Below are 12,834 nucleotides of genomic sequence, written 5' to 3'. Positions count from 1 at the left end.
CGGCGTCGTCGCTTGACGCCGCTTCCCGCGAAAGGATAATGTCTGTCGGCGGTGGCGCGGCACAGTGTCGCACTACCCGCGCTGCCATGCAGCGGTGATTTCCCCGGCCGATTTCCATAAAAAGAGACAAGATGACTACGAGCGACGCATCGTCCGGACGCGCCTCCTGGCTGAAGCTGATTCTGCTGCTTCCCTATATTGGCCTGCTCTGGGTGCCCTTCTACAATGGACGGGAACCCGACTTCCTGGGCTTTCCCTTCTTCTACTGGTATCAGTTCCTGTGGGTGCCGCTCACCTCGCTGCTGATCTACATCGTCTACAGGGTGGCGCGATGATCACGTCCCAATTCAACATCGTCGCGGTCGGCGTCTTCGTCGCATTCTTCGTCCTGGTCACGGTGATCGGTTTCGGCGCGGCGCGCTGGAAGGCCGGGGACCTGAGCCAGCTCCACGAGTGGGGGCTGGGCGGGCGGCAGTTCGGCCCGGTCATCACCTGGTTCCTGGTGGGAGGCGATTTCTACACCGCCTACACGGTGATCGCCGTGCCGGCGCTGGTGTATTCGGTTGGCGCCTACGGCTTCTTCGCCTTGCCCTACACCATCATCGTCTATCCCTTCGTGTTCCTGGTGATGCCGAAGCTGTGGAAGATCTGCCACAAGCTGCAGCACATCACGGCCGCGGATTTCGTTCAGGGCCATTACGGCGGGCGCTGGTTCGCCGCCGCGATCGCGGCGACCGGCATTCTGGCGACGATGCCGTATATCGCGCTGCAACTCGTCGGCATGCAGGTGGTGATCGAGGGATTGGGCGTGTCCGGCGAGGTGCCGCTGATCATCGCGTTCGTGGTTCTCGCGGTCTATACCTATGCCAGCGGATTACGCGCGCCGGCGATGATCGCCTTCGTCAAGGACATCATGATCTACATCGTCGTGATCGCCGCGGTCTGGCTGATTCCGTCGAAGCTCGGCGGGTATGCGTCGGTGTTCAGCGCGGCGGATCATTATTTCGCGGCGAAGGGCGGGGCCACCGGCATCACGTTGCTGCCGTCGCAGTACACCGCGTACGCGAGCGTGGCCTTCGGCTCGGCCCTGGCGGCGTTCATGTATCCGCATACGATGACCGCGATCCTCGCGTCGGGGTCGCCGTCGACGATCAAGACGAATGCCGTGTTCCTGCCGGCCTACACCCTGCTGCTTGGCCTGATCGCGCTGCTCGGGTACATGGCGATCGCGGCCGGCATCCATGTGAGTTCGGCGTCCCAGGTCGTCCCGGCGCTGTTCAACAAGCTTTTCCCGTCGTGGTTCGTCGGTTTCGCCGCCGCCGCGATCGCGATCAGTGCGCTGGTACCGGCGGCGATCATGTCGATCGGTGCGGCGAACCTGTTCACGCGCAATCTGTGGCGTCCGCTCGTCAACCCGCACATGACGCCGGCCCAGGAATCGAAGAGTGCCAAACTGTTCTCCCTGCTCGTGAAGTTCGGCGCGCTGGTATTCATCCTGTTCGTGCCGGCGAAATATGCGATCGACCTGCAACTGCTCGGCGGCGTCTGGATCCTGCAGATCTTTCCGGCGGTGGTCTTCACGCTCTTCACGTCGCGGCTGAAGTTGCCGGCCCTGTTCCTGGGCTGGGGAGTGGGGATGACGCTGGGAACGTGGCTCGCGCTCGAGCAAGGCATCAAGCCGCTCTATACGGTGAGTGTGGCGGGCGGGCACTATCCGGTGTACATCGGCCTTCTGGCGCTCGCGGCCAACATGGTTGTCGTCTTCGGATTGTCGGCGTTTCTTAAATCCGGACGCCCGGTGGTACCTGCCACGTCGACCTGAACGGGCCCGACTGGCACGGCAAGTGCTTGGTTCCATGAAGAATCCTTGCACTTGGCCGTTACCGTCGATGAAACTTTCCTCTCACTCCAAACCTCGCGGATGCACGTCCTCGGCGCTCGCGCCGTGGCGTGCATCCACTGCCGGACGGCCCATACGCCCGGACAGCGGATGCGAGGAAGCCGCGGGGCGCCGCTGGTTCGCGCTCAATTCGCAGGCAAGTTCGCGTATCGCCACGGCAAAGATTACCCGCCTGATGGTCGTCGACGACAACGTCGACGTGCGCTTCGCCATGTACGAGTGCCTGAGCGCCGAGGGCTACGACGTGGCGATGGCCGCCGACGGGTTGCGCGCGCTGGAACTGGCCAAACTGGTGAAACCCCATGCGATCCTGCTCGATCTCGGCATGCCGGCGCTCGACGGTTTTTCTACCGCCCGCGCGCTACGCCGGGTCGGCGCATTGGCCGAGGTGCCGATGATCGCCGTAACCGGGTTTTTCGAAAAAGAGCACTTCGATACCGCCCGGGCCTCGGGCTTCGATTTTTACTTTCAGAAACCCGTTGAAATCGACGCCCTGCTGGACCTGTTGCGTGGCGAGTCGCAAGACTGAAAGAATTCATCCATAAAAAAGGATTTCAGTCAAGAGGGTTGTGGGTCGTCGTCCGTGCCAACTGGCGAGCGTGCCGCCGCTCTGGCAGAATGCAGAATCTCAAGCAGAATGCAGAGCCGAAGCGGTGTCCGGTTTGCGTCGGAATCGACAACAAAATTCTAATTTTCGCGGCCCTCTGACCTTGCACAACGATCACGTGGTCCGATCCCGGAGCGGTTCCGAGGAGATCGGCGACCCCCTTGACGCCGATCAGGTGCTCGGCCGCGAGCCCGACCGTAACTTCGCGAGCGTGCGTCGCGCCTTCGTGATCCTGTTGGCGGCAGCCATCGTGTTGCCGCTGATCTACGTCGTCATCGCCGCGATAGGTGACTTGCGGGACCGTCAGCGCGTGGCGCTGGTGGTGACCAGCCGGGTCGCGCGGATCGCGGAGGAGCACGCGATCAAGGTCTTCGACCTCAATCAGAGTCTCAATGAGCGCGTGCTCGACCTGTTGGGCGGGATGAACGACATAGGTATCCGGCAGCACGAACGTTTGATCCACGAGCGGCTGCGCCAGATCGGCGGCGGTTACCCGCAGGTCGCCAGCGTGTCGGTGTTTTCCGGCAACGGACAGATGCTGGCGAACAGCTACGTCTTTCCCGCGCCGGCCACCAGCGTGCGGCACCGTCCCGAGTTCGACGCGCTGGTGAAGGGACGGGCGTTCGACGTTTCCTCGCTGATGAGCGGAACGCTCTCGCACCGGCCTGTATTCACGATGAGCGTGCCGCGCAGGGACGTCAATGGCGGCTTCAACGGTGTCGTTTCGGTGGCGCTGCGGGTCGACTATTTCTCGGATTTCTACAAGGATCTGGCGGGTACCGAGAAGTCGATGACGATCGGCCTGGCGCGCGAGGATGGCGAATTGCTGGTGCATTACCCGCTGGTCGACGTCGATGTCGACGCGAACGGCAACGCCGCCGGCGGCACGATGCGCGAACCGCCGCCGTACCGGATCATCGCCAGTCTGCTGCGCCCGGCGCTGGAACGCAATCACGCCATCGTGGGCCGCGCCACGCTGGGCGTCGATGGCGAAGAGAATATCGTCGCCTACCGCAGCGTCGCAGGCTATCCCGTCTATGTCTTCGCGAGCTACCCGAATCATGCCATCATCGCCGCCTGGTTGAATCACGTGGCGCTGCTGGCCGCGGGTGTTTTCATTCCGTGCCTCGTGCTCTGGGGCGTCATCGTGATGTCGCTGCGGCGCCTCACTGCCGAGGAGAAAGCCTGGGCCGCGTGGCGCGACGAAGCGGCGACGCGGCGCGCCGTCGAGGCGGCGTTCCGGCAGGCGCGGCGCATGCAGGCGCTGGGCACGCTGGTGGGAAGTGTCGCGCATGACTTCAACAATCTCCTGATGACGATGTCGGCGAACGCACAGGTAGTGCGCCGGCGCGGCCCGGGCAACGCGGAAAACGAAGTCGCGGCCATCGAGCGCGCGATCAAGAACGGCAAGCGGCTCACGCGCCAGTTGCTGGGCGTGGCGCGCAAGCAACCGCATCGCACGGAAATCGTGCAGATGCAGGCGTGGTTGCCGGGCGCGCAGCCGCTGCTCGCGTCGGCGCTGGGCATCAAGGTGGCGTTGATTTTCAAGGTGCACCCTGAGACATGGCCGTTTCTGGCCGACGCCGCCGAGCTCGAACTGGCGTTGATGAACATCGCGCTCAACGCGCGCGATGCGATGCCGGATGGTGGCAAGCTGATGATCGAGGTGGACAACCTGCGGCTGGGCGAGGGCGAAGCCTTTGCGCACGCAGGCGATTATGTCCGCATCTCGGTGACGGACAGCGGCAGGGGTATGACGCCGGGAATTCTTGCCCGCGCCTTCGAGCCGTTGTTCACGACCAAGCCGCTGGGCATGGGTACCGGGTTGGGACTGCCGCAGGTATCGGGCTTTTGCGAGCAGTCGGGCGGCACCGCCTCGATCGAGAGCGAGGAGCTGCGGGGCACCACCGTGCGTCTGTATTTGCCTCGCGTCGTCGCCACCGCGGCCGCGGGCACGCCGTCCGATGAGCCGCAGGTCCCGCATCCGTTCGCGCAGGCGATGGCGAGCCGGATGGCGAGTGCAGCGCCGGCCCAGACCGCCGCGGACGAGGCCGGGACGGCGGCGTCCACCGTGCCGTTCTTCGCGGTGCGTGGCGCGGTCGGGGCGGTGGGGGCGGCGGTGCTCGCAGATGCCACGGCCGAGGCCGCATTCGGCGTGCGCGGCGACACCCCGCTCGCGCGGCCCGACATTTCGATTCTGCTGGTGGAGGACAATCCCGAGGTGGCCGCGGGTACCGAAGCGCTGCTGGCGATCATGGGCCATCAGACCCACTGGATCGACAATGCCGACGCCGCCTACGAGTACCTGCTGGAAACCAGCGCGGCGGCCGGTATGGGGGAAGAGGCCACCCTGCCGTTCGATCTCGTGCTGTCCGACATTCACATGCCGGGGAAGATGAACGGCATCGATTTCGCGATGCAGTTACGCACGCGTTATCCGGCGATGCCGGTCATTCTGGTGACCGGTTACGCATCGGAACTGGAGCGCGCGAAGCTGGCGGAGATACAGGTCATCAGCAAGCCTTTCGACGTCGAGGTGCTCGAGTCGCTGATCGAGGAAATGTCGAACGTGCGCCAGCGCCAGTCGCTGCCCGCGTGAAACCGGGCGGCATGGGGTTTTTCGATACGGGCGTTACCGTTTGATTGCGCGCGCAGGCGGCACGTCGGGCCGCCTGCACTTCAAACGAACAGCTTGTCGTAGGCCGCGAGCAGATTCTGATGCATCGCGCTGCCTTCGTAGTCCGTTCCCAACGGTTCCAGCCCGAAGAACCGTTCCTCGCCCGACACGAGGGCTTCGGCCTGGCGCACCACGGCTTCGCCGTACATCAAGGTCAGTGCGTGCCGGTAGTTCGCCGGGGGGTCCAGGTTCAGCAAGGCCTCCACGCAGCGGTACACCAGCCAGCGCGGGCGGCTCAGCTGCCGGTAATGGTGGATCCAGTCGCAGCCTTCGCGGCTGGCTTCCTCGTCGCCGATGGCCAGCGCCAGCAAGGTCTTCAGTTCGCCGATGCGCAGTTCCTTCCACGGCGTGCCCACCGGCACGGCCAGACCCAGGATCTCCCAGAGCGGCCGTTCGTCGCCCAGATTCATGGTTTGAAGCTCGTCGAGCAGATCCCGGCATTCTTCGTCATCGAGGCTGTCGAGCTGCACCAGCGCCGGGCGAATATCGTTGCCGACGCTGTTGTTTTCCCATTGAAGATCCTCGACCGGATAGATCTCGGACATTCCCGGCACGAGGATACGGCAGCTGTAGACATCGAGCTCGTCGAAATCCGCGATGTAGATTTCATGGCCTTCCGCGGCGATGCTCGCGCACAGCCAGTCGTAGTCTTCCTGGGTGGTGGTGCTGAAATTCCAGTCCGCGAACGGGTGGTCCGGCGTATCGCCGAGGAAGTTCCAGCTGACGACACCGCTGGAGTCCACGAAATGGATTTCGAGGTTGGCGACCGCGGTGATTTCGTCCATGTCGAAACCCGGTTCCGGAAAATTCTCCAGTGACGCCAGCGCGCGGCCCTGCAGCAGTTCGGTCAGGGCGCGCTCCAGCGCGATCTCGAAACGCGGGTGCGCGCCGAAGCTGGGGAAACAGCCCTGGTCGCCAGGATGCAGCAGCGTGACGCACATGACCGGGTAGCGCCCGCCCAGGGACGCATCCTTGACCAGGATGCCGAAGCCCGCTTCGCGCAAGGCGCGGATGCCCGCGGCAATGCCCGGGTAGCGCGCGATGACGTCTTCTGGAACGTCGGGCAGACAGAGTCCTTCCCGGATGATCCGATACTTGATGGCCCTCTCGAAGATCTCCGACAGGGCCTGGGTGCGCGCCTCCATCAAGGTGTTGCCCGCCGACATGCCGTTGCTGACATAGAGATTGCCGATCAGATTGACCGGAAACCAGGTCTGCGCGCCATCGCTCAGCCGTTGATACGGCAAGGCGCAGATACCGCGCTCGACGTTGCCCGAATTGAGGTCGACCAGCACGCTCGCGTCGATATCGCCGTCCGGATTGTAGAAGGCGTGGAGTTGCGGGTTCAGCAGCGCCGCCGGCCAGGCGCCGTCCTCGGTGGGAGCGAACCAGCGCTCGCGCGGATAATGGACGAAGGGCCGCGCCGCGCGGGTGGCGCCCAGATAGAAATGCGTCCAGAAGTAGTGGCACTCCAGGCGTTCGAAGAATTCGCCCAGCGCGCTCGCGCGGGCGGCGAGTTCCGAGGCGCCCTTGCCGTTGGAGAACAGCATCGGGCAATCGGTATCGCGCATATGGACGGACCAGATGTTCTCGACCGGGTTCAACCAGGCGCTTTCCTGCATGTGAAAGCCGCGTGCCGCGAGCTTCCTGTGCATCGACTCGATCGAAAATTCGAGCGAGGCGTCTTTTCCGGCGATGAAACTTTCTTGTGACATGGCGTGATGTGGTGAGAGTCGGGGACGCTGGCCGCAGGCCTATGAGGCGCTGCGGTCGGCGCTGCGGTCGGCATTGCGCTCGGAGGGCGCGTTTGCGTGCGGTGAATCGGGTGCGCTCGGGGCCTGCGCCGCGGGCGTCGCGGGCTGCTGCAGGCGTTGTTTCCGGTTCGCCATCACATGGCGGATCTTGCGCGCGAGCGCTTCGCGCGTATAGGGCTTGCCGAGCAGTTCGACACCGGGGTCGAGCCGGCCGCCGTGAACGATGGCGTTTTCGGTATAGCCGGATGTGAACAGTACCGCGAGATCCGGCAGGCGTTCGCGCGCCTTGCGGGCGAGTTCCGGGCTGCGCAACGGCCCGGGCATCACGACGTCGGTGAACAGCAGGTCGATCGGCGCGCCGCTATCGATGATCGCGAGCGCGCTGCTGGCGTCATTCGCCTTCAGTACCCGGTAGCCGAGTCCGGTCAGCATGTCCATCACGGTCGCCCGCACCGCGGCGTCGTCCTCGGCCATCAGGATGGTCTCGACGCCGCCGACTACGGGCAGGGCGTCGACCGGTTCGACCCGGTCCTCGTCCTGCAGCGTGCGCGGCAGGTAGATCCTGACCGTGGTGCCATGACCCGGTTCGCTGTAGATCGCGACGTGACCGCCCGACTGTTTGACGAAACCGTAGACCATCGACAGGCCGAGACCCGTCCCCTTGCCTTCGGGTTTGGTCGAGAAGAACGGTTCGAACGCCTGCGCGATCACGTCTGCGGGCATGCCGCTGCCGGTGTCGGTGACCGCGAGCAACACATATTGTCCGGGCTTGAGTTCGGCATGATCGCGCGCATACTCGTGGTCGAGATACGCATTGCCGACCTCGATGGTCAGGCGGCCGACTCCGTCCATGGCGTCACGCGCGTTGATCGACAGGTTCAGGATCGCATTTTCGACATGCGCCGGATCCACGAGCGTGCTCCACAGACCCGCCGGGATCACCATCTCGATCTCGATCGTTTCGCCAAGCGAGCGGCGCAACATGTCTTCCATGCCGCTCACCAGGCGCCCGATCTTCAACGATTTCGGCTCCAGTGCCTGACGCCGGCCAAAGGCGAGCAGGTGGCTCGCCAGCTTCGCGCCGCGTTTGACGCCGGCCAGCGCGTTGCTCACACGCTGTTCCGCCTGCGGCTGGCCCTTGACGTCGAAGGCCAGCAACTGCAGGTTGCCCGAGATCACCTGCAGCAGATTGTTGAAATCGTGGGCGACGCCGCCGGTCAGCTTGCCGATGGTCTCCATTTTCTGCGATTGGTACAGGGCCGCCTCGGTGCGGCGCAAGGCCGCCGCCGCCGCGCGGTCGGCGGTGACGTCGCGGCCCACCGCGTGGAGGCGCTGCGCGTCGGGCACGGCAGCCCACGACAACGTGCTGTAGCCGCCATCCTTGCGTTGATAGCGGTTCTCGAAGCGCAGTGTCCTGGCGCCGCGCGACAGCGCGGTGAGTTCCGCGAGGGCCGCGTCGCGGTCGTCCGGATGCACGAGTGCGATGAAGGGGCGTCCGAGCAGCTCGGCTTCGGTCCAGCCGAGCAGGTGGGTCCACGCGGGATTGACCGTGACGATGGTGCCGTCGAACTCGGCGACCAGCATGACGTCGGTCGACAGCCGCCAGATGCGGTCCCGGTCGGCGGTGCGGGTGGCCACCTGGTGTTCCAGCGTCTCGTTGTGCCGGCTGAGGGTCTCGGTCACGGCCTTCTGATTCTCGATATCGGTATTCGTCCCGATCCAGCGCACGATGATGCCGTGCTCGTCGCGTACCGCGAACGCACGCGACAGATGCCAGCGGAACGCACCGTCGGCGCGCCGGATACGCATCTCGTTCTCATAGGGCGTGCCGTCGCGGGTGGCCTGCGCCCAGCGGCGCGTGGCCTGTGCGACATCCTCCGGATGGATGCGGTTTTGCCAGCCCTGGCCGGCCAGGGTGGCATGCGTCGCCCCGCAGTATTCATAGGCGCGGGCGTTGAACCAGTCGAGCCTGCCGTCGGCCGGGGCGGCCCAGACCTGGTTCGGCATGGCCTGCGCCAGGGTGCGAAACGTGTTTTCGCTGGCTTCCAGTGCCTGCTCGGCGAGCACCCGGTCCGTGACGTCGGTTCCCTGGACGAAGATGCCGATGATCGTGCCGTCACCGCCGCGCACGGGCTGATACACGACGTCCACATACCGTCGCTCCGGCGCCGCATGGGGCTGGCGCTGCAGCAGCACGGGCAATGAATTCGCGGAAAAGGCCTCGCCGCTCGCGTAGATCGCATCGAAGCGGTCGCCGAGTTCCTGGCCTGAGATCTCCGGCAGCACCTCGCGCGCTGTGTGGCCCAGCACCTGACGCTGACCGATCAGGCGCATGTAGGCGGGGTTGACCAGTTCGAAGACATGCTGCGGGCCGGTAAGCATCGCCATGAAGCCCGGTGCCTGCTCGAACATGCGTTGCAGGCGTTCGCGCTCGCCGCTGAGGTAACGCTCGGCGCGAACCTTCGCGGTGGTTTCCACCACGATCGAGATCACGCCGGCCGGTCGACCGGCATCGTCGATGACCGGGGAGTAGTCGAGATTCATCCAGACCGGCTCGGGCGCGCCATTGCGCTCCAGCGTCAGCTCCTGGTCCCGATACGCGAGGGTGCCGCCGGCGAGGCCGACCTGCATCACGTGATCGTTGAAGTCGGCGACTTCCGGCCAGCCTTCGCGTACGCGCGAGCCCAGCAAGTGCGGATGCCGGTCGCCGGCGAACGCCGAATAGCGCTCGTTGTAGATCATGATGCCTTCCTCGCCCCAGAGCGTGACGATCGGCACGGGGGAGCGGAGCAGGACGGCGACGGTGGTCTTCAGATAGCCGGGCCAGGTGGCGAGCGGCCCCAGCGGCGTGCGGGACCAATCGAATGCTTCGATCAGCGCGCCGATTTTTCCGGCACCGCTCAGGAAAACAAGCGAGGCGGCGGGCGCGCCATCTTCTGCCGGTCTGTCTTTCGTCATAGGATTCTTGAAATCTCGCGCCCGGTACCAGGCGGGGTGGCCCGCCTTACGCGGCGCGGGGCAGCCGCCCGCATCTCGGCGGCGGCAGGGGCGTCGGATGGCATCGTCGCCGTGCGGCGTCAGGGCCGGAGCACCGGCGCGACGCGGCTCAGCGGGAACGGGTCGCGGAGACACCGGCGAAGCGGACGCAGGCGGCTCCCGCATCCCATGCCGGACGCCTTCCGGGGCGTCTTGGCGATCGTCGTCGACGGGTGCCGCCGCGCAGAACAACGGATATTACCATCCGTCAATTCATCCGGTGCATGGCGCGGCCGCCGCGCCTTGCCGCACGCCACGCGGCGAGGTTTTTTGACGATCTATGATGCAGCATCTTTTCAAGCATCGCGCGCCGGGGACAGATATGCCAGCAGACCAGGGAATCGTCGGTGACACGCGCCGCGACAGCGATGCGGCGAACGCCTGGTTGCTGACACCGCCGCCGGGGGTCCCGATCGCCTTCGCCGCGGAGGTGGCGGCACGCGAATACGGTTTTCGTGGTCCGATCGCTTCGCTGAGCAGCGAACGGGACCGAAATTTCGTGGTCGACGCCGCCGGAGCCGGGGCGGGCGGCGCGCGCATCGTCCTGAAATTCATCAATTCGGCCGAGCCGCAGGACGAACTCGACTGTCAGATCGCGCTGCTCGAGCATCTGGAGACCAGTGCGGTGCGCGCGATCACGCCCCGGCCGCTGCGCACGGTGTCGGCGGCGCGCCACTTCGTCGCGACCACGCCGGCCGGCGCAGTGCTGCGGGGCAGGGCGTACGGTTTTCTCGAAGGCCGCGCGGCCACCGAGGCGCCCGCCTCGCCTGGCCTGCGGCGGGCACTGGGCAGGCGGCTGGCGGAGTTCGACCACGCACTGGCCGGTTTCACGCATCCGGGCACGTCGCGCCCCTTTTTGTGGGACCTGATGCAGATCGGTGCGCTGCTGCCGCTCACGCATGTGATCGACGAGCCGCAGTTGCGCGCGTTCGCGCGGGCTTTTCTCGAACGCTTCGTCGCGGTGATTCGACCGCGGCTGGCGGAACTGCCGCATCAGGCGATTCATAATGACCTGAGCAAAAGCAACTACCTGGTCGCACCCGAGGACGCCGCGCGCATCGTCGCGATCCTCGACTTCGGCGACGTGGTGCATGCGCCGCGGGTCGTGGATCTGGCGATCACCGCTTCCTATCAGATCGGCGATGCGGCCGACCCGCTGCTGGCGCTGGAGGAGGTCGCAGCGGGTTTCGACAGCGTGACACCGCTTGCGCACGAGGAGCGGGCCTGCCTGCGCGATCTGGTGACGGCACGCCTGGTACAGCGCCTGGTGATCACCGAATGGCGGGCGGCGCATTTTCCGGAAAACCGTGTTTATATCCTGCGCCACAATCCGGAGGCGCGACGCGTCCTGCGCCTGCTGAGCGGTCTGCCCTGAGTGCGGGCGGATGCGCGGCCAAGCGCACGGGCGGGTAGCCGGTGCCTGGCCCTCCAGCGTTGCGTCGTGGTCGTGCGCGACTCGTTTCCCCGTCCCTTGTCTTTTTTCCGGAATTCCCCTCATGTCCGTCGCGCCTGCCTTCGATGCCGCCGCCATGTCCCTGTCGGTCGACGATGCCGCCTTGCTCGGCCGGCGTGCGGTGCTGGGTCCCGCCTATCGCCTGTTCTATGAAAAGCCCTTTGCCCCGGTGCGGGGGCTGGACGTCTGGCTTTATGACGCCGCGGGACGTGCCTACCTCGACGCGTACAACAACGTGCCGTCGGTGGGCCATTGCCATCCCCGCATCGTCGCGGCGCTACAGCGCCAGGCGACGGCGCTCAATACGCATACCCGGTATCTGCACGAAAGCGTAGTGGAGTACGCGGAACGGCTTGTTGCCCGGTTTCCCGCGGCGCTCGATACCGTCATGTTCACGTGCTCCGGGAGCGAGGCCAACGATCTGGCATTGCGCATCGTCCACGAAGCGACCGGCCGGCGCGGACTGATCGTGACGGAAAACGCGTATCACGGCGTCACCGCGGCGCTGGCCGATCTGTCGCCGTCGGTGCAAAGCCGGGCGTACCGGGGCGCGGCGCCAGGCGGCGCGCCGGCACTGCCGCTCGCGCCGCATGTGCGCACGGTACGTGCGCCCGATGTCCAGCGGGCCGGTTTGCGCGGCGCCGCGAGCGGGCCCGACGTCGCCGCGCGTTTCGCGCTGGATGTGCGGATGGCCATCGCCGATCTGCAACGCGGCGGGGTCGAACCGGCGGCGTTGATCGTCGACACGGTGTTCGCCAGCGATGGCATCCATACCGACCCCGTCGGCAGTCTGGCGGCGGGCGCGGCGGTCATCCGCGAGCACGGCGGCCTGTTCGTGGCGGATGAAGTGCAGGGCGGGTTCGGCCGCACCGGCGGCGTGTGGTGGGCTTTCGAGCGCGACGGCATCGTACCGGACATCGTGACGCTGGGTAAACCGATGGGTGCCGGGCATCCGGTCGCCGGGCTGGTGACCCGGGCGGAACTGCTCGCGGACTTCGGCGCGCGGCGTCGTTATTTCAATACCTTCGGCGGGAATACGGTTTCGGCGGCGGTGGGACTCGCGGTGCTCGACGTGATCGAGGAGGAGGGTCTCGTGGAGCGGGCCGGCGTCGTGGGCGCGCATCTGCAGGAACGCCTGGCGGCGCTCGCGCTGCGCCACGCCGAGATTGCGGAGGTGCGGGGGCGGGGCCTCTATATCGGCGTGGCGTTGATCGATCCGGATGGCGGTCCCGGTACCGAGCGCGCCATCGGCGTGATGAACCGCCTGCGGGAGCGGGGGATCCTTATAGGGTTGTGCGGACTGGACTCGAACGTGCTGAAGATTCGGCCCCCCTTGACGTTCGGCGTCGATCACGCCGATCTGCTGGTCGGAGCGCTCGATGCGGCACTGGGCGAAGCATGACCGCA

General features: G+C 65.9%; 8 protein-coding genes. 6 read left to right on the top strand and 2 right to left on the bottom strand.

What is annotated here, in order from left to right; all coding sequences use genetic code 11:
• Positions 1-131: 131 nt before the first annotated feature.
• From OVY01_RS12425 to OVY01_RS12410, 4 genes are all read left to right on the top strand, one after another.
• Positions 132-335: a DUF3311 domain-containing protein gene (locus tag OVY01_RS12425; protein ID WP_267847907.1), complete on the top strand. Its 204-nt coding sequence runs from the start codon at positions 132-134 to the stop codon at positions 333-335.
• Positions 332-1,822, top strand: a complete 1,491-nt coding sequence (gene mctP / locus OVY01_RS12420) for a monocarboxylate uptake permease MctP (RefSeq protein WP_284700866.1) — start codon at positions 332-334, stop codon at positions 1,820-1,822. The genes OVY01_RS12425 and mctP overlap by 4 nt, the downstream gene beginning before the upstream one ends.
• A 67-nt stretch (positions 1,823-1,889) precedes the next feature.
• Positions 1,890-2,429: a response regulator gene (locus OVY01_RS12415; protein ID WP_267847906.1), complete on the top strand. Its 540-nt coding sequence runs from the start codon at positions 1,890-1,892 to the stop codon at positions 2,427-2,429.
• 181 nt (positions 2,430-2,610) lie between these two features.
• A complete protein-coding gene (locus OVY01_RS12410; protein ID WP_267847905.1) occupies positions 2,611-5,106 on the top strand; it encodes a hybrid sensor histidine kinase/response regulator in 2,496 nt (831 codons plus the stop codon).
• Between the two features lie 80 nt (positions 5,107-5,186).
• Here the strand turns inward: OVY01_RS12410 and ycaO are convergent, their stop codons facing one another.
• Positions 5,187-6,899 carry a 30S ribosomal protein S12 methylthiotransferase accessory factor YcaO gene (gene ycaO / locus OVY01_RS12405; RefSeq protein WP_267847903.1) on the bottom strand — a complete coding sequence of 571 codons (1,713 nt, stop codon included), beginning with the start codon at positions 6,897-6,899 and terminating at the stop codon, positions 5,187-5,189.
• A gap of 39 nt (positions 6,900-6,938) precedes the next feature.
• Complete coding sequence (locus tag OVY01_RS12400; RefSeq protein ID WP_267847902.1) at positions 6,939-9,896, bottom strand: hybrid sensor histidine kinase/response regulator; 2,958 nt, start codon at positions 9,894-9,896, stop codon at positions 6,939-6,941.
• Positions 9,897-10,296: 400 nt separating this feature from the next.
• On the opposite strand from OVY01_RS12400, the gene OVY01_RS12395 reads away from it, so the two are divergent.
• Positions 10,297-11,349 carry a phosphotransferase gene (locus tag OVY01_RS12395; protein WP_267847900.1) on the top strand — a complete coding sequence of 351 codons (1,053 nt, stop codon included), beginning with the start codon at positions 10,297-10,299 and terminating at the stop codon, positions 11,347-11,349.
• A 121-nt stretch (positions 11,350-11,470) separates the two neighbouring features.
• A complete protein-coding gene (locus tag OVY01_RS12390) occupies positions 11,471-12,829 on the top strand; it encodes an aspartate aminotransferase family protein (protein ID WP_267847898.1) in 1,359 nt (452 codons plus the stop codon).
• The last annotated feature ends 5 nt before the right edge of the window (positions 12,830-12,834 follow it).

Origin of the sequence: Robbsia betulipollinis, assembly GCF_026624755.1 — a bacterium.
Classification (GTDB): domain Bacteria; phylum Pseudomonadota; class Gammaproteobacteria; order Burkholderiales; family Burkholderiaceae; genus Robbsia; species Robbsia betulipollinis.
Note: the sequence above shows the minus strand (reverse complement) of the source record. Positions and strands in the feature narration are given on the sequence as shown.